Source organism: Bacillus sp. GW823-FHT06A11, assembly GCF_058795355.1.
Map to the genome: position 1 here is coordinate 583,485 of NZ_JBXAHS010000002.1, position 22,715 is coordinate 606,199.

25 protein-coding genes and 1 pseudogene are annotated in these 22,715 nt (G+C 35.7%); 23 read left to right on the top strand and 3 right to left on the bottom strand.

Annotation, left to right across the window (positions count from 1 at the left end; genetic code table 11):
* Window positions 1-11 precede the first annotated feature (11 nt).
* Genes spoIIIAC through AC1Q8L_RS11600 form a run of 6 tightly spaced genes read left to right on the top strand, consistent with a single transcriptional unit; the run spans window position 12 to window position 3,762 of the window.
* Complete coding sequence (spoIIIAC, locus tag AC1Q8L_RS11575; protein WP_000020914.1) at window positions 12-215, top strand: stage III sporulation protein AC; 204 nt, start codon at window positions 12-14, stop codon at window positions 213-215.
* A 23-nt stretch (window positions 216-238) separates the two neighbouring features.
* Window positions 239-622, top strand: a complete 384-nt coding sequence (spoIIIAD, locus tag AC1Q8L_RS11580; protein ID WP_077393170.1) for a stage III sporulation protein AD — start codon at window positions 239-241, stop codon at window positions 620-622.
* 10 nt (window positions 623-632) lie between these two features.
* The gene (spoIIIAE, locus tag AC1Q8L_RS11585; RefSeq protein ID WP_000946113.1) at window positions 633-1,805 is read left to right on the top strand and encodes a stage III sporulation protein AE; all 1,173 of its coding nucleotides are present in this window, start codon (window positions 633-635) and stop codon (window positions 1,803-1,805) included.
* A gap of 12 nt (window positions 1,806-1,817) precedes the next feature.
* Window positions 1,818-2,450, top strand: a complete 633-nt coding sequence (gene spoIIIAF / locus AC1Q8L_RS11590; protein ID WP_001161037.1) for a stage III sporulation protein AF — start codon at window positions 1,818-1,820, stop codon at window positions 2,448-2,450.
* On the top strand, window positions 2,440-3,102 hold the full coding sequence (spoIIIAG, locus tag AC1Q8L_RS11595) for a stage III sporulation protein AG (protein WP_000368890.1): 663 nt from the start codon (window positions 2,440-2,442) through the stop codon (window positions 3,100-3,102). Before spoIIIAF ends, spoIIIAG begins: the two co-directional genes overlap by 11 nt.
* Before the next feature lie 15 nt (window positions 3,103-3,117).
* Window positions 3,118-3,762, top strand: a complete 645-nt coding sequence (locus AC1Q8L_RS11600; protein ID WP_000914710.1) for a SpoIIIAH-like family protein — start codon at window positions 3,118-3,120, stop codon at window positions 3,760-3,762.
* A 113-nt stretch (window positions 3,763-3,875) separates the two neighbouring features.
* On the opposite strand, the gene AC1Q8L_RS11605 is transcribed toward AC1Q8L_RS11600, so the two are convergent.
* A complete protein-coding gene (locus AC1Q8L_RS11605) occupies window positions 3,876-4,070 on the bottom strand; it encodes a hypothetical protein (protein WP_002000935.1) in 195 nt (64 codons plus the stop codon).
* Between the two features lie 469 nt (window positions 4,071-4,539).
* Between AC1Q8L_RS11605 and accB the strand changes: the two genes are divergently transcribed.
* From accB to AC1Q8L_RS11685, 16 genes and pseudogenes are all read left to right on the top strand, one after another.
* Window positions 4,540-5,028 (top strand): acetyl-CoA carboxylase biotin carboxyl carrier protein, encoded by a 489-nt coding sequence (gene accB / locus AC1Q8L_RS11610; RefSeq protein ID WP_000472864.1) that lies wholly within the window; start codon window positions 4,540-4,542, stop codon window positions 5,026-5,028.
* A 16-nt stretch (window positions 5,029-5,044) separates the two neighbouring features.
* Window positions 5,045-6,397, top strand: a complete 1,353-nt coding sequence (gene accC / locus AC1Q8L_RS11615) for an acetyl-CoA carboxylase biotin carboxylase subunit (RefSeq protein WP_000592870.1) — start codon at window positions 5,045-5,047, stop codon at window positions 6,395-6,397.
* A gap of 22 nt (window positions 6,398-6,419) precedes the next feature.
* Window positions 6,420-6,812 (top strand): Asp23/Gls24 family envelope stress response protein, encoded by a 393-nt coding sequence (locus AC1Q8L_RS11620; protein WP_000807630.1) that lies wholly within the window; start codon window positions 6,420-6,422, stop codon window positions 6,810-6,812.
* A 346-nt stretch (window positions 6,813-7,158) separates the two neighbouring features.
* Complete coding sequence (nusB, locus tag AC1Q8L_RS11625) at window positions 7,159-7,551, top strand: N utilization substance protein NusB (RefSeq protein WP_000830247.1); 393 nt, start codon at window positions 7,159-7,161, stop codon at window positions 7,549-7,551.
* Window positions 7,552-7,574: 23 nt separating this feature from the next.
* Window positions 7,575-8,435: a bifunctional methylenetetrahydrofolate dehydrogenase/methenyltetrahydrofolate cyclohydrolase FolD gene (folD, locus tag AC1Q8L_RS11630; protein WP_000226732.1), complete on the top strand. Its 861-nt coding sequence runs from the start codon at window positions 7,575-7,577 to the stop codon at window positions 8,433-8,435.
* 26 nt (window positions 8,436-8,461) lie between these two features.
* The gene (xseA, locus tag AC1Q8L_RS11635) at window positions 8,462-9,820 is read left to right on the top strand and encodes an exodeoxyribonuclease VII large subunit (RefSeq protein ID WP_000415244.1); all 1,359 of its coding nucleotides are present in this window, start codon (window positions 8,462-8,464) and stop codon (window positions 9,818-9,820) included.
* Window positions 9,810-10,040, top strand: a complete 231-nt coding sequence (gene xseB / locus AC1Q8L_RS11640) for an exodeoxyribonuclease VII small subunit (protein WP_000428423.1) — start codon at window positions 9,810-9,812, stop codon at window positions 10,038-10,040. Before xseA ends, xseB begins: the two co-directional genes overlap by 11 nt.
* Complete coding sequence (gene ispA, locus AC1Q8L_RS11645) at window positions 10,040-10,930, top strand: (2E,6E)-farnesyl diphosphate synthase (protein ID WP_000150374.1); 891 nt, start codon at window positions 10,040-10,042, stop codon at window positions 10,928-10,930. The genes xseB and ispA overlap by 1 nt, the downstream gene beginning before the upstream one ends.
* A 301-nt stretch (window positions 10,931-11,231) precedes the next feature.
* A complete protein-coding gene (dxs, locus tag AC1Q8L_RS11650; protein ID WP_000366452.1) occupies window positions 11,232-13,124 on the top strand; it encodes a 1-deoxy-D-xylulose-5-phosphate synthase in 1,893 nt (630 codons plus the stop codon).
* Between the two features lie 3 nt (window positions 13,125-13,127).
* Complete coding sequence (locus AC1Q8L_RS11655; protein ID WP_000111872.1) at window positions 13,128-13,967, top strand: TlyA family RNA methyltransferase; 840 nt, start codon at window positions 13,128-13,130, stop codon at window positions 13,965-13,967.
* A 142-nt stretch (window positions 13,968-14,109) separates the two neighbouring features.
* Window positions 14,110-14,559: an arginine repressor ArgR gene (gene argR, locus AC1Q8L_RS11660; RefSeq protein WP_001032580.1), complete on the top strand. Its 450-nt coding sequence runs from the start codon at window positions 14,110-14,112 to the stop codon at window positions 14,557-14,559.
* Between the two features lie 264 nt (window positions 14,560-14,823).
* On the top strand, window positions 14,824-16,563 hold the full coding sequence (gene recN / locus AC1Q8L_RS11665) for a DNA repair protein RecN (RefSeq protein WP_000947734.1): 1,740 nt from the start codon (window positions 14,824-14,826) through the stop codon (window positions 16,561-16,563).
* A gap of 118 nt (window positions 16,564-16,681) precedes the next feature.
* Complete coding sequence (gene spoIVB / locus AC1Q8L_RS11670) at window positions 16,682-17,980, top strand: SpoIVB peptidase (protein ID WP_492339438.1); 1,299 nt, start codon at window positions 16,682-16,684, stop codon at window positions 17,978-17,980.
* A gap of 287 nt (window positions 17,981-18,267) precedes the next feature.
* Window positions 18,268-19,062 (top strand): sporulation transcription factor Spo0A, encoded by a 795-nt coding sequence (spo0A, locus tag AC1Q8L_RS11675; RefSeq protein WP_033657527.1) that lies wholly within the window; start codon window positions 18,268-18,270, stop codon window positions 19,060-19,062.
* Window positions 19,063-19,401: 339 nt separating this feature from the next.
* Window positions 19,402-19,496 (top strand): annotated as a pseudogene (locus AC1Q8L_RS11680) (hypothetical protein); the annotation flags it as partial.
* 224 nt (window positions 19,497-19,720) lie between these two features.
* Window positions 19,721-21,247 (top strand): glycosyltransferase family protein, encoded by a 1,527-nt coding sequence (locus tag AC1Q8L_RS11685; RefSeq protein WP_000172827.1) that lies wholly within the window; start codon window positions 19,721-19,723, stop codon window positions 21,245-21,247.
* Window positions 21,248-21,424: 177 nt separating this feature from the next.
* Here the strand turns inward: AC1Q8L_RS11685 and AC1Q8L_RS11690 are convergent, their stop codons facing one another.
* Window positions 21,425-21,571, bottom strand: coding sequence for a YycC family protein (locus AC1Q8L_RS11690; protein ID WP_001247671.1), 147 nt, complete (start codon window positions 21,569-21,571; stop codon window positions 21,425-21,427).
* Window positions 21,572-21,621: 50 nt separating this feature from the next.
* Here AC1Q8L_RS11690 and AC1Q8L_RS11695 point away from each other — a divergent pair, with 50 nt between their 5' ends.
* A complete protein-coding gene (locus AC1Q8L_RS11695; RefSeq protein WP_000172584.1) occupies window positions 21,622-22,350 on the top strand; it encodes a glycerophosphodiester phosphodiesterase in 729 nt (242 codons plus the stop codon).
* A 49-nt stretch (window positions 22,351-22,399) separates the two neighbouring features.
* Here AC1Q8L_RS11695 and AC1Q8L_RS11700 read toward each other — a convergent pair whose 3' ends face one another.
* Window positions 22,400-22,633, bottom strand: a complete 234-nt coding sequence (locus AC1Q8L_RS11700) for a DUF2627 domain-containing protein (protein WP_001190211.1) — start codon at window positions 22,631-22,633, stop codon at window positions 22,400-22,402.
* Between the last annotated feature and the right edge of the window lie 82 nt (window positions 22,634-22,715).

Below are 22,715 nucleotides of genomic sequence, written 5' to 3' on the forward strand. Positions count from 1 at the left end.
GGAGAAAGGCGATGTCCATTGATGTTGGATTAATATTTCAAATCGCCGGAATCGGCATTGTTTTAGCTTTCATTCATACTGTACTAAAAGAATTAAAGCGGGAGGATATTGCAAATTGGGTTATCCTTGTCGGTTTTGTCGTCATTTTATTTCATGTTGCATTTTTAATTAACACGCTATTTGACAAGATTAAAAGTGTCTTTCTCTTCCAGTAAAGGAGGCGGTTCGAATCGAAATTATACAAATTGTCGGATTAGGCCTCGTTGCTACGTTTTTAGCTGCTGTTTTGAATCAGCATAAATCTAGTATTACATCTTTATTTATTGTGTTCGTAGGTAGCGTGATGTTTCTTATTTTAATCGATCAAATTCATTCTATTTTACAAATGATTGAGAGAGTAGCAAGTGAAGCGAAAGTTAGTAACGTCTACGTGGAAACGTTACTAAAGATTATTGGAATTGCTTATATTGCTGAGTTTGGAGCCCAAATTACAAAAGATGCTGGTCAAGGTGCCATCGCTTCGAAAATTGAACTTGCTGGGAAAATCTTAATTCTCGTTATGGCGATTCCTATTTTGACGGTTGTAATTGAAACTATTCTCGGATTTTTACCGACGGGATAAGGGGGAGTGAATGTTGAGGAGGTTTGGAGCTAAGCTGCTATTTGCTTGCTTCCTTTTCTTTTCTTTACCGGTTGTTGTACAAGCTTCTCCTGTAGAAACAAACGTCGTTGATCAACAATTGGATAAGCTCGGAATTGAAGATGTGAAGCAATTTTGGGACGGGCTTGTTACAAAATATGGTGGCTATTTGCCAGAGAGTCAAAAAGGGAGCTTTATGGAGTTTGTAAAGGGAGAAAAAGAATTCTCTCTAAAAGAGTGGATGATAGGGTTATTAAAATATTTATTTCATGAGCTTGCTGCTAATGGAAAACTGCTTGGCACACTTATTATGCTCACAATCTTTAGTGCATTGTTGCAATCACTGCAATCCGCTTTTTCAAAAAGTAGCGTAAGTAAAATTGCTGATGCTGTTGTGTATATGGTACTTATTATTTTTGCTTTAAATAGTTTTTATGTCGTTATGACATATGCAAGAGAAACGATACAAACAATGGTAGATTTCATATTAGCGTTATTGCCAATTTTGCTGGCGCTTATAGCAACTGGGGGCGGGGTTGTATCTGTATCATTTTTTCATCCGGTTATCATTTTCTTAATGAATACGAGTGGGCTTCTTATGAATTATATCGTTCTACCACTTTTATTACTGGCAACGATATTAAGTATTGTAAGTACAATGAGTGATCAATATAAAGTGACGAAATTATCCAAGCTTCTGCAAAACGTTAGCGTAGGGATTATCGGTGTCTTTTTAACAATTTTTTTAGGAGTATTATCTGTACAAGGGACAGCAACAGCTGTTGCTGATGGAATAGCTGTGAAAACTGCTAAATTTGTAACAGGAAACTTCATTCCAGTAGTTGGAAGGATGTTTACAGAAGCGGCAGATACTGTTATTAGCGCATCAGGATTATTGAAAAACACAGTCGGAATTATTGGGCTCGTCATTTTATGCTTAATTGTTGCTTTTCCAGCGATTCAAATTTTCTGTATTGCATTTATTTATAAATTCGCAGCAGCAGTATTGCAACCGGTTGGCGGCGGAGCAATTATTCAATGTTTAGACATTATTGGACGAAGCATCATTTACGTATTTGCTTGCTTAGCTATCGTATCATTTATGTTCTTTTTAAGTATTACAATTATTATTGCTGCGGGGAATATTACACTTATGATGCGGTAGGAGGTGAAGAGTATGCAATTTGTTACAGAGTGGATCAGAAATATTATCGTTTTTTTGCTCTTAGCAACAATGCTTCATCTTATTCTTCCAAATTCGAATTTGCAAAAATACGTTAAATTCGTTGTAAGTCTTTTGTTAGTCGTATTAATTTTAACGCCCCTTTTTAAACTATTGCAGACAGATGTAAATGAAGTAATTGCAAATTTTAATGAAGAAAAGTACGTAGCAGAAGGATCTGTAAAAAATTCAATAGATTCGAAGAAAAAAGAAATACAAGCTCTAACACGTGCATATAGTTTAGAAGAGATGGCTACCAAAATGAAAAAAGAAGTAGGAAAAGAGTTTGAGAAAAAGTATGGTATGACTGTCTCTGAAATACAAATAGTCGCAGCAGAAAATACAGAAGAAGTAAAGTCAGCGAAAGATATTCAATCTGTTGTTGTGACGTTGAAAGAAAAAGAACGTAGTAAAAATGATGCAATCGAAACAGTAAAGCCAATTGAAATTAACACGAAAGAGCCTCCAAAAAAAGTGGAAGAAACGAATGTAGAAATGAAAGATTTCTTTTCAAGCAGGTGGCAACTAGAGGGTAAACAAATCCAAGTTCAAATGGAAGGGAGGACAGGTAGAGTAAATGGACAATAAAGATAAAAATTCGAAGTTCTCATTTTTTCGAAACTTATTGAATGGGGATCAAAAAGAAAGCAACGAGAAGGGTAAAAAGGTAACACCTAAGTTTTTACTTGTCCTACTCATACTTGGAATTTTGCTTATGTTTTCTAGTAGTCTCTTTTCAAGTAAAAAAGAAGAAGTACCTGTATTTAAAGAACAAAAAACTCAAAATCAAGAAAAAGACGTACCAACTTTCGGACAAAAAAGTAATGATAGTATGTCAAATGTAGAAAAATATGAAAAAGCGTATGAACAAGAATTAAAAACTGCTTTAGAAGAAATAGCAGGAGTAAAAGACGTAACGATTAAAGTGAATTTAGATTCATCTGAAGAAAAAATTTTAGAAAAAAATACAGTGAAACGCTCACAAACAACAGGTGAAACAGATAAAACAGGCGGTAAGAGAGAAGTAGAGGACGAGTCTCTTGATGAAAAGACTGTCATTATACGTGAAGGGGATAAGGAAACTCCTGTTGTTTTACGAACAGAGAAGCCGAAAGTACGTGGTGTTCTTGTCGTAGCAAAGGGAGTGGATAATATACAAGTTAAAGCAATGGTAAAAGAAGCTGTGATAAGGCTGCTAGATGTACCGGCCCATCGCGTTTCAGTTTCACCGAAAAATTGATAGGGAGGAAATAAAGTGTTAAAAAAACAAACAGTTTGGTTATTAACGATGTTAAGTTTAGTTGTTGTACTATCTGTGTATTACGTGACAACTCCTGACAAAATGAATACAGCATCGCCGGCAACAGGTGAAAAGATTGGACAAGAAAAACAAGGTACTGATAAAGCAGTAACAAACGAAGCGCCTAAAGAAACTCCGAAAAAAGAAAATACAAGCAAGGAAACAACAAATAAAGAAACAGACAAAAAAGAAAATGCAAAAAAAGAGACAAGTAAAAAAGAGGGCAATGTATCAGTTCAATCAAGTGATGAGAATTTCACAGCTTTACGTATGCAAATGGAAGATCAGCGTAGTGAACAAAAAGCAAAATTACAAGAAGTGATGAGTTCAACAAAAGCTTCAGCAACAGAAAAGAATAAAGCAAAAGAAAATTTTGATGCCATTACGACAATGGAAACGAAGCAAGAATTACTTGAGACAGTAATTAAATCTCAAGGAGGATATCCAGATGCTCTTGTAAGAGCTGATGGTACTGACATTAGAGTAACGGTTAAAGCGGCAAAACATTCACAGAAAGAAGCAAATAAAATTATTCAACTTGTAAGAAGTGAAGGCGGATCAAAAGATGTAGGTGTGAAATTTGATCCACCAGCGAAATAGGTGAAACTTTAATCCGCAGGGATTTCCCTGCGGATTATTATCTTTTACTAAGCAAAGGGTATGCAAATAGTAAAATAGAGTATGTAAGTAAATGTGTGAATAGAAAAAAGCTATCATTTTCGATAGCTTTTTTCTATTTCGTCTTTGTAGTTATTTTTACTATGTTCAACTCGGAATGGAGAAACACGTTGCGAGTAAAAGATTAATGGTTCATGGTACTGATGATTACTTTTTCCGGATTTGACGTGGATGCAAAGAACACATGCCCAAACGATTACAGCAGGTAAAAAGAGAATGAGCCATATCATATTTCCACACCTCGACACAATATATTTTCTACACTTTGAACATACTATTCTTATATGAAGGAATGATGAACGGCGTGTAAACAAAAAAATAATATTTGGTAAAAATATGTTATTGACTATAGGTGTAGTGAAGAGTGGAGAGGGAATGGCATGTTTGCTGTGTAACGTTTTGCTAAAGTAGTGAATGTTTTTTAAGAAGTGGTCTTGCCAATTTCATGTGAAACTTGGTATTATTACTAGGTATTAAATTTTTATTGGAATAATATTTTTACAGGAGTTTCGATTTATTATAAAGAAATATAAATTGGAATGTTTAAAAAATTTATCGTAAGATGGAAATAGTAAATATTTCTATTAGTTAATGAAATATATTTTCTAATAGAATACATCGTATTTTTACAGTCAATCTAGTTTTCGTGACGAGAATCTGTAAAAACGGGACAAACAAGAGTATGGGAGTGGATTTTACATGTTTAAAATTCAAGAAGTTCGTGAATTAATTAAATTAATTGATAGCTCTAATATTGATGAATTTGAATACAAAAAAGACGGTACAACAATCAAAATGAAAAAGCGTGGTAATGAAGTTGTTGCTGTGCAAGCACCTGCAGCAAAACAAGCTATGCAACCAGTAGCGCCTGTTGAAGTTGAAACGACAGTAGCAGCAGCGCAAGCAGAAGCGCCAAAACAAGAAGAAAATAAAACTGTTCAAGATGAAAACCTACATAAAATCACATCACCGATGGTAGGTACATTCTATTCTTCTTCTTCACCTGATACACCTCCATATGTAAGTGTTGGGGATAGAGTATCGAAAGATTCTATCGTATGTATTGTCGAGGCTATGAAGTTATTTAACGAAATTGATGCTGATGTAGAGGGCGAAATTGTTGAAATTCTTGTTAATAACGGACAGCTTGTTGAGTATGGACAACCGCTATTTCTTGTAAAAGCGTAATAAGGGAGTCTTTGTGATGATAAAAAAAGTATTAATAGCCAATCGTGGGGAAATTGCTGTACGAATTATTCGTGCTTGTAAAGAAATGGATATTGAAACAGTTGCAATTTATTCAGAAGCAGATAAAGAGTCACTTCACGTACAGATTGCAGACGAGGCGTATTGTGTAGGACCAACGATTTCGAAAGAAAGCTATTTAAATTTGACGAACATTATTAGCGTTGCGAAGTTAACAGGCTGCGATGCTATTCATCCGGGATACGGATTTTTAGCAGAGAATGCAGATTTCGCAGAGTTATGCCGTGAATGTAACTTGATTTTTATTGGTCCAAGTCCAGAAGCTATTTCAAAGATGGGCACAAAAGACGTTGCTCGTGATACAATGAAAGAAGCAGGGGTTCCGATTGTACCAGGTTCACAAGGGATTATTAAAAATACCGAAGAAGCGATCGAGCTTGCTAATCAAATTGGATATCCAGTTATTATTAAAGCGACTGCAGGTGGCGGCGGAAAAGGTATTCGTGTTGCACGTCATGAAGAAGAGCTTATAAAAGGAATTCAAATTACACAGCAAGAAGCTAGTACCGCTTTTGGGAACCCTGGTGTATACTTAGAAAAGTACGTTGAAGATTTCCGCCATGTTGAGATTCAAATAATGGCAGATACACACGGAAATGCCATTCATTTAGGAGAGCGTGATTGTACAATTCAGCGCCGTTTGCAAAAACTATTAGAAGAAAGTCCATCACCTGCACTTGATGAAGATATTCGCAAGCAGATGGGTGAAGCGGCAGTTAAAGCGGCGGTAGCGGTTGATTATACAGGTGCTGGTACGGTTGAGTTTATTTATGAATATAAAACGAAAACCTTTTATTTCATGGAGATGAATACGAGAATTCAGGTTGAGCATCCGGTTACTGAAATGGTAACGGGAATGGACTTAATTAAAGAACAAATTCTTGTTGCTTCAGGAGAAAAGTTATCGTTACAGCAAGAAGAAGTACAATTTAATGGTTGGGCAATTGAATGTCGAATTAATGCGGAAAACCCTGCCAAAAAATTTATGCCATCTCCAGGTAAAGTAGAAATGTACTTACCACCAGGAGGATTTGGTATTCGCGTCGATTCAGCTGTATATCCGGGATATTCAATCCCACCTTTCTATGATTCGATGGTTGCTAAATTAATTGTTCACGGAAAAACACGTGAAGAGGCAATTGCAAAAATGAAGCGCGCACTTAGTGAATTTGTCATTGAAGGCGTACATACAACAATCCCGTTCCATTTGCAATTGCTAGATCATCCTGATTTTGTAAAAGGTGAGTTTAATACGAAATTTTTGGAAGAGCATGAACTTGTGACGCAGTGATACATTAAAGGAGGTTTTTTTCATGGCTGAACATATGTTAGATATGGGTCAAGATACAACTCTTGGTAAAGTAGAAATTGCACCAGAAGTAATTGAAGTAATTGCAGGTATTGCAGCTGCTGAAGTAGAAGGTGTAGCGGCAATGCGCGGTAATTTTGCTACAGATGTTGTTGAGAAGTTAGGTAAGAAAAATCATGGTAAAGGTGTAAAGGTTGAATTAGCAAACGAAGATATTATCGTTGACCTTTATGTTGTAATGTATTTTGGTGTAGCAATTCCAGTTGTTGCACAAAAGATTCAAGACAATATTCGCCAAGCACTCTTTACGATGACAGGACTTGAGCCAAAAGAAGTGAATGTTCACATCGTTGGCGTAACATTCGAAACACAAAAAACAGAAATCGAACCAGTGTAAGAATGAAAAGGTGCCTAGTAACATAGGCATCTTTTTTATCGTTTCATTTCTTCACAAATTACAACCCTCTAATTATTATACTATTTCAAAAAATAAGAAATAAACAAGAAAATGTGTCGTTTTTCCAAAAAACGTACATTGTGATAAGATATGGAACTTGAAGTTAATCTTTTTATTATTTTTCAGCCTTGTAACCCGTGTGTGAAACGATAAATTGTGTTATTATCATTGTATTATAAGGTTGGAAAATCAATGAAAACTGTAAGAGTAAGTGAATTGACGGCTTATAAATTATAATAATATAACAAAGTATAAGGAAAGACTTGAAGCATAAAGGAGAGTTACAATGAAACGTAGGACGGCTAGAGAAAGAGCAATGCAAGCATTATACCAAATGGATATTACAGGTGAATTAGAACCGAAAGTAGCAGTGGAAAACACGCTAGATGAAGGCGAAGAAACAAATGAGTTTCTAGAGTCACTTGTAGTAGGTTTTGTAGAAAATAAAGAAGCAATCGATGAAGCGATTCGTCAAAACTTAAAAAAGTGGAAGCTTGAGCGTATTAGCATTGTTGATCGCAGTATTTTACGTGTAGCTGTGTATGAAATGAAATACATGGAAGAAATTCCACACAACGTAACAATTAACGAAGCAATTGAAATTGCTAAAACATTTGGGGATGAGGAATCTCGTCGTTTTATTAACGGCGTTTTATCTAATATAAAAGATACACTGTAAATTCTTTAAGGGGGAATCTTAAAATGGTAGCAGTAATCATCAAAGGAAATGAAGTTGCGGAGAAAAAACGAGCACAATTAACAGAAGAAGTTGTGAAGTTGAAAGAGCAAGGTATTGTACCAGGATTAGCAGTTATTTTAGTTGGAGAAGATCCAGCATCTCGTTCTTATGTGAAAGGAAAAGAAAAAGGCTGTGAACAAGTAGGGATTTACTCAGAGCTAATTGAACTTCCTGAAACAATTACTGAGGAACGTTTGCTTGCTGAAATCGATCGCTTAAATGGCGATGACCGTATTAATGGCATATTGGTGCAATTACCTTTACCAAAACATATTGAAGAAAAAGCTATCATTGAAAGAATTTCACCAGAAAAGGATGTAGACGGATTTCACCCAATCAGCGTGGGACGTATGATGACGGGACAAGATACATTCCTTCCATGTACACCGCATGGTATTGTAGAATTAGTAAAAGAAACAAATCTTGATATTTCTGGAAAACATGTAGTAGTAATTGGAAGAAGTAATATTGTCGGTAAACCAGTGGGGCAATTGTTTTTAAATGAAAATGCCACTGTCACATATTGTCATTCTAAGACGCAAAATATGAAAGAGTTATCGAAGTTAGCTGATATTTTAATCGTAGCTGTTGGACGACCTAAAATGATAACAGCGGATTATATTAAAGAAGGAGCGGTTGTAATTGACGTTGGTGTTAACCGTTTAGAAACAGGAAAACTTTGTGGTGATGTTGACTTTGACAACGTGTTAGATGTTGCGGGTTACATTACACCTGTGCCAAAGGGTGTTGGTCCAATGACAATCACAATGCTTCTTCATAATACTGTTGAATCTGCCAAACGTGCAGGTGTCGTTTGTAAATAATTTGAGTCGGCTATGAGGAGAGAGAAATGGAGAAGCAATATTTAACCGTTACAGCGTTAACACGCTATATAAAAACAAAAATAGAATATGATCCGCATTTGCAGTCTGTTTGGTTAAAAGGTGAAATTTCCAACTTTAAAAATCATAGCCGTGGCCACATGTATTTTACATTGAAAGATGAAAATGCAAGAATCGCAGCGGTTATGTTTGCGGGTCATAATCGTAATATTAAATTCAAACCTGAAAATGGGATGAAGGTACTCGTGAAAGGGAAAATCTCTGTTTACGAGGCGAGTGGTTCTTATCAAATTTATATTCAAGACATGCAGCCTGACGGAGTCGGAAATTTACATTTAGCGTACGAACAGTTAAAAGTTCGCTTAGAAGAAGAAGGACTTTTTTCTCAAGTTTATAAAAAAGCAATTCCTCCTTACGCTAAAACAATAGGTGTGATTACGTCGCCAACAGGAGCAGCGATTCGTGATATTATAACAACGATTAAACGTCGTTATCCAATTGGGAATGTTATTGTATTTCCGGTACTTGTACAAGGGGAGTCAGCGGCTCCCTCGATTGTACAAGCGATTCGTACAGCGAATGAAATGGGAGAGATAGATGTACTAATCGTTGGTCGTGGTGGAGGTTCTATTGAGGAATTATGGGCTTTCAATGAGGAAATGGTTGCAAGAGCAATCTTTAAGAGTGAAATTCCTATTATTTCGGCAGTAGGCCATGAAACGGATTTTACAATCGCAGATTTTGTTGCAGATTTACGCGCGCCAACACCGACTGCAGCAGCTGAGCTAGCAGCACCTAATATTATAGAGTTACAAGAAAAGGTATTACAAAGAACTCTGAGATTGCAAAGAGCAATGAAAGAGTTAGTACATAAAAAAGAAGAAAAACTACAAGTGTTGCAAAAATCGTATGCGTTCCGTTATCCAAGACAAGTATATGAGCAAAAGGAAGAGCAATTAGATAGAGCGCTAGAACAGCTTGTTTTAGCGAAAGAGCGCTATATTGATAAAAAGGTGAATCAGTTAAAGCAACTTTCATTTTATTTAGAGAAGCACCACCCATCTCAAAAAATTATTCAAACGAAGGTAGCTGTTGAAACGTTGCAAAAGCAATTACAACGTGAAATGCAAACGTTACTTCAAACGAAAGAATTTGCCTTTGTAAGAGCTGCTCAAAAACTTGAAGCGTTAAGTCCGCTTAAAGTAATGATGAGAGGGTACGGGCTTGTATATGATGAAGAGAAGCAAGTGTTAAAAAGTGTGAAAGATGTAAGCCTTGGAGATGCTGTTTCAGTTCAATTACAAGATGGAATACTAGATTGTAGCGTATCAGGCATAGAGGAGCGTGAATTGAATAATGGAAAATAAATTAAGCTTTGAAGAGGCAATTTCGCAACTTGAGCATCTTGTTTCTAAGCTAGAACAAGGTGACGTACCTTTAGAAGAAGCGATTTCTTATTTTAAAGAGGGTATGGAATTATCTAAGCTTTGTGATGAGAAGTTGAAGAATGTACAAGAACAAATGGCAGTTATTCTTGGGGAAGATGGAGAGCTTGAACCGTTTACTGCTTTAGGAGATGAAGCATAGTGACGATTGCTTTTGATACTTTTTTGAAGGAAAGTAAAACTTTCGTAGAAGAGAAACTTGTAAGCTATGCAAATGAATTACAATGTCCAAATGTACTTCGTGAAGCGATGGCATATTCTTTAGAAGCGGGTGGAAAACGTCTCCGCCCGTTACTTTTGTTTGCAACATTACAAGCGTTTGGGAAAGAAAGAAATCTTGGAGTAGGTGCAGCTTGTGCTCTTGAAATGATTCATACATATTCGTTAGTTCATGACGATTTACCTTGTATGGATGATGATGATTTAAGAAGAGGAAAGCCCACAAATCACAAAGTATTTGGTGAAGCGATGGCAGTTTTAGCAGGAGATGGCTTATTGACGTATGCTTTTCAAGTTATTATGGCATATGAGCAAAAAGAAATTTCTGCAGAAAAAAAAGTAAGACTTGTACTTGAACTTGCAAAAGCAGCAGGACCAGAAGGAATGGTTGGCGGACAAGTGGCAGATATGGAAGCTGAAGGGAAACGCCTTACGATTGATGAATTGGAGTACATCCATAAACATAAGACCGGAAAACTGCTTGAATTTGCTGTACTTGCGGGTGCGATACTTTCTGATGCGACAGAAGAGCAAGAAGAAAAGTTGCTTACGTTTGCTAAATATATCGGTCTAGCTTTCCAAATTCGAGACGATATTTTAGATGTCGAAGGCACCGAAGAAGAGATTGGAAAACCGATTGGTAGCGATCTTTCTAATGAAAAGAGCACATATACGACGTTGTTTACTGTAGATAGAGCAAAGGATATTTTAGAAGAAACAATTGCAGAAGCAAAAGGTGCAATTAGCTCCTTGCAATTACAAGATGAATATTTACTATCTATTTGCGATTTGATTGCAAAACGTAATAACTAATATAACAGCGTTTTCATTTGTTGAGTCATTCATCATTTTATGATATAAATGTAGGAAAAGGTTTTTCTTTTCTTGTTATTGGCAAAAATATATGTAGATTACATTGCCGTTATCACTTCGTGTTAGCGGCTATTTTTTTCATCGCCTAAAGAAATATGGTTTATAATAGGATTAAGGCGCAATAGACTGGTTAATAGCGGGACAAGACGAAAAGTAGAAAAGAGAATTTCTTGTTTTGTGTAAATGTTTTTTATAATATTTGACATGTTGACAGATTATGAAATGAAAGTGAGTGATCCATGTGGATCTAACGCAAATTCAAAACCCTAGTTTTTTGAAAGATATGTCTATCAGTGAACTAGAGGGATTGAGTGAGGATATTCGTAAGTTTTTAATTGAAGAGCTCTCTCAAACAGGTGGACATATTGCACCTAATTTAGGTGTAGTAGAACTCACAATTGCTCTGCACAAATTATTTGATAGCCCGCAAGATAAATTTTTATGGGATGTAGGACATCAATCCTATGTACATAAAATTTTAACTGGACGCGCGAAAGAGTTTGGTACATTAAGGCAATATCAAGGTCTATGTGGTTTCCCGAAACGTTGCGAGAGTGAGCATGATGTATGGGAAACTGGTCATAGCTCGACTTCGTTATCGGCTGCAATGGGAATGGCTCTGGCACGTGATTTAAAGAAAACGAAAGAATATGTTATACCAATTATTGGAGATGGTGCTTTAACAGGTGGAATGGCCTTAGAGGCATTGAACCATATTGGACATGAAAAAACAGACATGATTGTTATTTTGAATGATAATGAAATGTCAATTGCACCAAACGTTGGTGCGCTTCATAATGTACTCGGTCGTTTACGTACCGCAGGAAAATATCACTGGGTAAAAGATGAATTAGAGTATATATTAAAGAAAATCCCAGCAGTTGGCGGGAAAGTGGCTGCGACAGCAGAGAAAATAAAAGATAGTCTTAAATATTTACTAGTATCTGGTGTCTTTTTCGAAGAGTTAGGCTTTACATATTTAGGTCCAGTCGATGGGCATGATTATGAAAAGTTATTCGAAACGTTGCAATATGCAAAGAAAACAAAAGGCCCAGTACTTGTTCACGTTATTACGAAAAAAGGAAAAGGTTATAAACCGGCTGAGAGTGACGTTATTGGAACTTGGCATGGAACAGGACCTTATAAAATTGAATCAGGTGACTTCGTTAAGCCAAAAGAAGTTGCACCAGCATGGAGTGCTGTCGTTAGTGAAACAGTACTTAAGCTGGCGAGAGCGGATGAGCGTATCGTAGCAATTACACCTGCAATGCCTGTTGGATCAAAACTTGAGAAATTCCAAAAAGAATTCCCAGATCGTATGATTGATGTAGGTATTGCAGAACAGCACGCTACAACAATGGCAGCAGGTATGGCAACGCAAGGAATGAAGCCATTCTTAGCAATTTATTCGACATTTTTACAAAGAGCATATGACCAAGTTGTTCATGATATATGCCGCCAAAATTTAAATGTTTTCATCGGAATAGATCGCTCGGGATTAGTAGGAGCAGATGGTGAAACGCATCAAGGCGTATTTGATATCTCATTCTTACGTCACTTGCCGAATATGGTGCTTATGATGCCGAAAGATGAAAATGAAGGGCAACATTTAGTTTATACGGCGATGCAATATGAAGATGGACCAATCGCATTGCGTTATGCTCGTGGTAATGGACTTGGCGTTCATATGGATGAAGAATTAAAGGCGATTCCAATCGGTACGTGGGAGACGTTAAAAGAGGGTACACAAGCAGCTATTTTAACGTTTGGTACGACAATACCAATGGCAATGGAAGCAGCTGAGCGTCTTGAAAAAGCTGGGGTTTCAGTGAAAGTAGTGAATGCTCGCTTTATTAAACCAATGGATGAAGCATATTTACATGATCTTCTAGGGAAGAATATACCGATTTTAACGATTGAAGAAGCTTGTTTAATCGGTGGTTTTGGAACAGGAGTAGTTGAATTTGCATCTGAAAATGGTTACCATAGTGCATTAGTTGAACGAATGGGTATTCCAGACCGCTTCATAGAGCACGGAAGTGTAACAAAATTATTAGAAGAAATTGGTTTAACGACAGATGCTGTTGTAGACCGTATTCATACAATGATTCCATCAAAACAAAAAAGGGCGTAACAAATGAGCGTAAAAAAAGAAAGAGTAGATGTACTATTAGTAGAGCGAGGACTTATAGAAACGCGTGAGAAAGCAAAGCGCGCCATTATGGCCGGACTCGTATATGCAAATGAGATGAGACTTGATAAGCCAGGAGAGAAAATCTCGCAAGATACTGAGATTACGGTGAAGGGACAAGTTATGCCGTATGTAAGTCGTGGTGGTTATAAACTTGAAAAGGCATTAGAGACATTTCATCTTGATTTACAAGATAAAGTTATGATAGATATTGGTTCATCAACTGGTGGCTTTACAGATTGCGCGCTTCAAAATGGAGCGAAATTATCTTATGCATTAGATGTAGGATACAATCAACTAGCGTGGAAATTACGTCAGGATGAGCGTGTTGTTGTAATGGAACGAACAAACTTCCGTTACGTGACACCAGCAGACTTAGAACGTGGTTTACCTCAATTTGCAAGTATTGATGTTTCATTTATATCATTAAAGCTTATACTGCCAGTTTTAAAAACAATGCTTATGCCTAACGGAGATGTAGCAGCGTTAATTAAACCGCAGTTTGAAGCTGGAAGAGAGCAAGTTGGGAAAAAAGGTATCGTTCGTGATAGAAAAGTACATGAAGCTGTTGTAGAAATGATTGTCGATTTTGCTTTAAAAGAGGGCTATGATGTGGAAGGTTTAACATTCTCACCAATTACGGGTGGGGATGGTAATATTGAATTTTTAATTCATCTGAAATGGCATGGTGAACGTGAGAATGGCGAAAATCATTCTCCGATTTCTATAGAGCAAGTTGTTACAGAAGCACATGACGTTCTAAAACAAAAAGGGAAAGGGGAATAACATATGTTGTTCCTCTTTTTGCTGTAATTGTATAATGATTGTAAAAACAATTGTGTACAAGAAACGAATTATAAGTTAACATAAATAAGTGAAGTATACCAATGTTTAAACTATGGTAAGAGATAGTGTGAGGTGCAAATGTATGAATAAAGGTCAGCGCCATATTAAAATCAGGGAAATTATTGCAAACAAAGAAATTGAAACACAAGATGAATTAGTTGATATTTTACGTAATGAGGGATTTAATGTAACGCAAGCAACAGTATCGCGCGATATTAAAGAACTGCACTTAGTGAAGGTGCCATTACATGATGGGCGCTATAAATATAGCTTGCCAGCAGATCAACGATTTAACCCGTTACAAAAATTAAAACGAAATCTAGTGGATTCATTTGTAAAATTAGACACGGCAGGACATATGCTTGTGCTAAAAACATTGCCTGGTAACGCTCATTCACTTGGAGCACTTATTGATCATTTAGAGTGGGATGAGATCATCGGAACCATCTGTGGTGATGATACTTGCTTAATTATTTGCCGTACACCTGACGATACAGGTGTTGTCTCTGATCGTTTCTTAAATATGTTGTAACAAAAAATCTTGTTTGCTTTCCATCGTAAAGTGGGAAGTGAACAAGATATTTTTATTGGTCAAAAATATGATTTTTCAATTGTAATATAATATTTTGTTTGCATAAAGTTAGAAAATAGATGGATTGACCCGTAAAACAAATGTTTGGTACAATGAAGCGGGTTAGAAGAGTATATACATACAAATATATAGCATGATTATTTGAATGAAGAAATGAGAAAATCCTTTAGTAAGGGATTATTTTATAACGAGGTGAATGGGGCATTGTTATCGGAATTATCGATTAGAAACTTTGCTATTATTGAAGCATTAAATATTTCTTTTCAAAAAGGTTTAACGGTTTTAAGCGGTGAAACAGGGGCCGGAAAATCGATTATTATTGATGCGATTAGTTTACTTGTAGGTGGCCGTGGGTCAGCAGAATTTGTTCGATATGGAACAGAAAAGGCTGAGATTGAAGGGCTGTTTTATGTTGAAGATGATAAGCATCCATGTATTGAAAAGGCAGAAGAGTTAGATATAGAAATAGAAGATGGCATGATTATTTTAAAGCGTGATATTGCTGCGAACGGGAAGAGTGTATGTCGTGTAAATGGGAAGCTTGTTACACTTAGCATATTAAAAGAAATTGGGAAAACACTTGTTGATATTCATGGACAGCATGAAACGCAAGATTTAATGAATGAAGAACGACATCTGTTTATGCTTGATCACTTTGATGGGGATCGAATCGTTAAACAACTAGACATATATCAAAACGTATACGCTGACTATGAAAAATTAAAAAAACAATTGAAATCGTTAAGTGAAAATGAACAACAGATGGCACATCGCTTAGATTTAATTCAATTTCAGCATGAAGAAATTCGCAAAGCTGATTTAAAGATGGATGAAGAAAATGAATTAACTGAGGAACGATTGCAAATTTCTAATTTTGAAAAGATTTATAAAGCATTAGGTGATGCATATCGTTCATTGAGTGCTGACGGACAAGGATTAGATAATGTAAGAAGCGCAATGGGACAAATGGAAAGTATTACACATTTAGATGAAATGTATCAAGAGAATCATGATTCAATTGCAAATAGTTATTACTTATTAGAAGAGGTTGCATATCAACTGAGAGAAAAGCTCGATATGATGGAATATGATCCAAATCGTTTAGATGAAATCGAAACACGTTTGAATGAAATTCGTATGCTAAAGAGAAAATATGGAAATACTGTAGAAGAGATTTTAGCGTATGCAGATAAAATTGAACAAGAAATATTTACAATTGAAAATAAAGACGTTCATATTGAAACGACGAAGAAACAGTTGAAGGAATTAGAAAGTGTTATTCTGAAAGAAGCAACGTTGTTAAGTAATATGCGTCATGAGCTTGCAGAACACCTTACAAATGCAATTCATCAGGAATTAAAAGAATTATATATGGAAAAAACGAAATTTGAAGTGAGAATTATGAAGAGAGAAGGAAATGCAGAAGAGCCCCTTGTGGAAGGTGCGCCGGTAAGACTTACGGCGGATGGTTACGATCATGTGGAATTTTATATTTCGACGAACCCAGGAGAGCCGCTAAAACCACTTTCAAAGGTTGCTTCTGGCGGAGAGTTATCTCGTATCATTTTAGCTTTAAAAAGCATTTTTTCTAAGCATCAAGGGGTTGCATCTGTTATTTTTGATGAAGTGGATACGGGTGTAAGTGGCCGGGTCGCACAGGCTATTGCTGAAAAAATTTATCGAGTATCAGTAAACTCGCAAGTACTTTGTATTACGCACTTACCTCAAGTAGCTTCAATGGCAGATTCGCATTTATTTATTCGAAAACAAGTAGCGAATGATCGGACAATTACATCAGTTACTGTTTTAACTATGGAGGATAAAGTAACAGAAATAGCTCGAATGATTTCTGGTGTGGAAATCACAGATTTAACGACGGAGCATGCGAAAGAATTACTTACGCAAGCGCATCATTTTAAACAGACAGCAGAGGCTATCCAGTAATGGATAGCTTTTTTTCTCAAATGACGATTTCTTAATTCTTCCGGTTATAAATAAAGCACTGCAAGGAGAGATTAAAAAGTGAAGCCAAGAGGCTGAATGTGGGGTAGGAGCGAGGAGAGTGAACAAGTTGAAATTAGAAAAATTTCGAAAAATAATAGGTCTTTGTCTCCTTGTTTCTTTAGTTTTTATTGGATGTTTTAAACCGCTTCGAACGTTTATTTCATCACCGAAACAACTTGTTGTTTTTGAAGGACAACAATCAGAAATAACATCATTACCAGTTTTCAAAGCTTCATCCACAAATCGTCATGTATTTACAGTGAGTTCGAATGAACAAAAACAAGGACTTATGGTAAATTCTCATCAAAATGGTGAAGCTGATATGGTATTTCAGCTTGCGGGTTTTCCAGTGAAAAAAGTAAATGTGAAAGTGTTAAAAGATTTTAAAGTGATTCCAGGTGGACAATCAATTGGTGTGAAATTAAATACAAAAGGTGTACTTGTTGTAGGCCATCATTTAATTCAAACTGAAAAAGGTAAAATATCTCCTGGTGAAACAGCAGGTGTACAAATTGGAGATATGATTACTGAAATTAATGGTAAAACCATTGAAAGAATGAGTGATGTAGCACCGTTTATTCATAATAGTGGAGAAACAGGTGAACCGCTTAATCTTGTATTGCTAAGAGATGGAAAATATATTCGCACGAAGCTAACGCCGCAAAAAGACAATGGTGAAGCGTCTTATCGAATTGGCTTGTATATCCGTGATTCGGCAGCTGGAATTGGAACGATGACATTTGTTCATCCGGATTCTATGAAATACGGGGCGCTTGGTCATGTTATTTCTGATAATGATACAAAAAAGCCGATTCAAGTCGAAGATGGACAAATTATGCGCTCGACAGTTACATCAATTGAAAGAGGCAGTCATGGGAATCCAGGCGAGAAATTAGCAAGATTTTCACCAGATCGTGAAGTGATTGGCAATATTACAATTAATAGTCCATATGGTATTTTTGGAAAATTAAATACGAATATGAAAAACGGTATAATGGATAAAGCAATGCCTATCGCATTATCTCATCAAGTAAAAGAAGGACCGGCAAAAATATTAACAGTTATTGATCAAGATAAAGTAGAAGCGTTTGATATTGAAGTCGTTAGTACAGTGCAGCAAAAATTCCCAGCTACAAAGGGTATGGTAATAAAAGTAACAGATAAACGTCTATTAGAGAAAACGGGCGGTATCGTACAAGGAATGAGTGGAAGTCCAATTGTACAAAATGGAAAAGTAATTGGTGCTGTTACACATGTATTTGTAAATGATCCAACATCAGGATATGGTGTTCATATTGAATGGATGTTACATCAAGCTGGAATTAATATTTATGATCAAGAGAAAAAAGCGAGCTAATACATATTAGCTCGCTTTTTCTGTTGAAAAATTCGTTGAAATTTTGTAAAAGCTCCGCAAGAGGTGTTTTTTGTTGTAAAATAAAAGAAAAGGGTTGAACGTTTCGTTGTATTTCTATGATGGAATGTGTTGCGAAAGGGAATAAATGAACGATAAACATATTTTTTTGTGATTTTATCGGAAAGTAAGAAACTTTAAAAGGGAATTTTCACACAATTGTCGAACAATTCATGTAGCCTAGAAGGATACACATGTCGGAGAATCGATTCGGTAAGGGAGGAAAAGCTGTGGAGAAAATTAAAGTATGTCTTGTGGATGATAATAAAGAACTAGTATCAATGTTAGAGAGCTATGTAGCTGCTCAAGATGATATGGAAGTAATTGGTACTGCTTATAATGGTCAAGAGTGTTTAAACTTATTAACAGATAAGCAACCTGATGTACTCGTTTTAGACATTATTATGCCACACTTAGATGGTTTAGCTGTATTGGAAAAAATGCGAAATATTGAAAGGTTAAAACAGCCTAGCGTAATTATGTTGACAGCATTCGGGCAAGAAGATGTGACGAAAAAAGCAGTTGACTTAGGTGCCTCATATTTCATATTAAAACCATTTGATATGGAGAATTTAACGAGTCATATTCGTCAAGTGAGTGGTAAAGCAAATGCTATGATTAAACGTCCACTACCATCATTCCGATCAGCAACAACAGTAGATGGAAAACCGAAAAATTTAGATGCGAGTATTACGAGTATCATTCATGAAATTGGTGTACCCGCTCATATTAAAGGATATATGTATTTACGAGAAGCAATCTCCATGGTATACAACGATATCGAATTATTAGGATCGATTACGAAAGTATTGTATCCAGATATCGCAAAGAAATATAATACCACAGCAAGCCGTGTGGAGCGAGCAATTCGTCACGCGATTGAAGTAGCTTGGAGCCGTGGGAATATTGATTCTATTTCGTCCTTATTCGGTTATACAGTATCCATGTCAAAAGCAAAACCTACGAACTCTGAGTTTATCGCAATGGTTGCGGATAAGCTGAGACTTGAACATAAGGCTTCGTAAACGCTGTAGTATCAAGGTGTTAAGCGTATTTCATAATAAAATTTAATAACCAACGAATTACGTATGTAGGCAATAAAGTACATAGGTAATTGGCGGTTAATTTAAAAACCTTCTATTTATTGGATTGAAATTTTGATTCCAATAGCTAGGAGGTTTTTTGTTGTATGAATAACTTTCAGATGAATGTAGAAAACTTTTTACTTCATTGCGATGCAAAGCATCTAAATAGAAGAAAATGATGAACTCTTATTAAGTTGACCTATCAATTTGAGGATGGGCACCAATAAATAGAATCATTTAATGATAGTTATGAAATATACAATGCCTTGATATAGCGATGGTTATACAGTATCCATGTCAAAAGAAAACCTACGAATTCTGAATTTATCGCAATGGTTGCGGATAAGCTGAGAGTAGGAACAGTAAGGGATTGAAGTTATAGTAAAGCTTAATAATTCTTGCAATTTATACTCGATAGTAAATTTAAAATCAATGAGTTTTTTATTTACCTCGATTTAAGGATTTTGAAGGAATACATATTTATATAGAAAAATGCAGTGAAAATACGGATATGTACAGAAAATAAGTGGATTTGACATCATAATCTCTATAACGTATCATTGATTTGGAAAAGTTAGAGATATAGGAGAATGGATGAATGACTTTAAAAAAAATAGTAAATCGAGCGTACCCAATCATTGTCATGACGGTGTTTTTATCTATATTTTCAATGATAGTAAGTAAATTTTTTATCCCAAAAACAATTTTGATGAGTGGTGAATTTCCTTATCCGACTGAGGAGTATACTCCCAAAAAAGTCGCTGCTGTTATAGCGTTGACGTTGCTTTTATTTGTGCTCTTCTTTATGTATTATAAATTGGTTATTAATAAAATGAAAAGAACGTATACAAATATTATGATTGCTTTAGGTATCATAATCATTTTGACGATGGAAATAATTATTACTTCCATAGCATTTAACCCTGTTGTTGGGGATTATGCTATCCTTAAACAAGGAATTGTCTCTGTGTTTAATGGAGATAATCAATTTTTAGAAATGGGACAGCTTTTATTTTATCCATATAATACACATGTTGTATTAATAGGAGGATATTTTGCTAAATTGATAGGGAGCGTAGATTTAGCGATAAAAATATTACCAATAGCTTGTATAACAGGCAGTATTATTTTAAATGTATTGATTGTAAGGAAAATTACAAACTTTAAAGTTGCTCACATATCGATTGTGTTATCTGTGCTAAATATTTTTATATATTGGCAGGCACCAGTTTTCTATACTCATACATTGGTAATATTTTTTATTTCAGCAACAATGTATACATATTTGTGCTTGAAAACGGCGGAAACAAAAAGAATGAAGATTATTTTATGGATTTTATTAGGGGTTTTCGCAGCTTGTACTTATATTATAAGACCGACAGCATTAACCGTAGCGTTAGCGATTTTAATTGAAAATATTTTTAAGTTTCGTAAGGAATACTCTGTAAAGGTGTTAAGTAGTGTTTTATTTTGTTTAATCCTTATTGTAAGTTTTAAAGGTATAACGACAAAGCTAAATCTCAGTACCGATAATGAAATTGAAAAAATTCCATTCACTCATTGGGTGAAAATGGGCCTGAACAAAGATACGTATGGTGTGTGGAATCAGGCAGATGCAGATTATATTGATGATGAAAACATAAAGAATACGAAAGATTTGAATGAGCACAATCAAGAAGTTATAGTGCAACGTTTCAGTGAACTTGGTGTAATGGGTTATGTGCAACATTTGAATGAAAAAATAACTAGAGAATGGGTATCAAGTCAGTTCTCCATGTACCGTATTGGGCAATGGTTTGAACAGAAGAATGACATGGTAACTAATTACGTATCGAATTATAGTACAACGAATTATAAAATCGTTACTATATATTCGTATATTATCAAATTATTTGTTTATATAGCTGTTTTGGCGGCTGTTATTCTTTATAAAAAGAAAGATGAAAATGAATCGGAAGTTATACGAATTGCGATGATTAGTGCATTAGGGGTATTTACTTTCTTGTTACTATGGGAAACAGCTCCTCATTATACGTATGAAGCATTTGCATTTATGAATATTCCAGCTTCTTTAGGATTGTATAAAGTGTTTATGATTTTTAACAAAGAAAAGAAAAACGCATAATTTGAGTAACTAAAACGAGTAATGAGAAGCCCCCTCTTTTGTTAAAAGAGGGGGCTTCATTTAAATGTTTGAAGAAAAGATTAAATGGGATCATAGTATATCCGGTAAGGGATTTTAGCAAGGAAGTCATCCGTGATATAATAGAAAATATAAAAAGCCCTGCAAAACGGGACTGTATTACTCTTCGTCTTTATTTTGTTTTTCTAATTCAACTAGCTTTTGAATTAAAATGTGCTGCGGCATATGCATGAGTTGTTCAAGTGGAACACCTAGTGCTTTTGATAAGCGGACTGCAGTATCTGGAGAAATTTGTAATGGTCTCATAGAAGTACCTCCTTTTTCGTATAGTATAGCATAAGATTGGGGGAGTGAGGATGACTCTTATATTTGCACATCGTGGTGCGGCTGGAACGTACCCAGAAAATACAATGATTTCATTTGAAGCGGCTGAGTCTTTTAGAGCGGATGGAATTGAACTTGATGTTCAATTAACGAAAGATGGGAAAGTTGTCGTCATTCATGATGAAACGGTGGACCGAACAACAAATGGAAAAGGTGCGGTTCGGAATTATGTATATGAGGATTTATGCAAGTTAGATGCAAGTTATAAATTTGGTGATAAAGTAGGGTTTTGTAAAATACCACTTTTAGAAGAGGTATTAGAATGGCTTGAACAAACGAGTTTGCTACTTAATATTGAACTTAAAAATAATAAAATTCCATACAGAGGTTTAGAGGAAGAAGTTATAACGCTTGTACGGAAATTTAGTTTAGAGGATCGTGTTGTATTTTCTTCGTTTAATCACTACAGTATGAAACGGTGCCATATGATGGCTCCTGATATTCAAACAGCTATTTTATATCGCGAAGGTTTGCATAGTCCGTGGGCATACGCGAAAAAAATGGGAGCTACAGCAGTACATCCGAATTATCGTTATCTTCAAGATGCTATTGCCGAACTAACGATGGAAAGTGGTGTAGAGGTTCGCCCTTATACAATTAATGAAGAAACGCTTATGCGTAAATATTTTGATATGAATATATCGGCGATTATTACTGATTACCCTGAAACGGCAAGAACGTTGTTGCCAATAAAAAAATGAGACCGCGTGTAACGGTCTCATTTTTTTATTTATAAATAGTGGGGCATTCCTATCTTCTAAAGCGAGCTTGTACTTTATTTCGTTTACGGTCTCGGTGCAAGACGAAGCCACCGAAGATATAAAACCCGAGCCCGAAGCAGAGAGCGCCGATTAAAAATTGTAACCACAGTATAGAGATTGGTGGAAATAGAATCCCGAATACAGTATCTCTCATTAACTTTATACCAAACACAGCTAATGAAATAGGGATGAGTGCTAATAGTAGAGCAACGTAACGCTGCATACATAACTCTCCTTTTCAGATTATTTCGTATATTTTAATGATGTTATACGGAAAGGGGGTTTGTCAAGAGGGTGCTGAACGA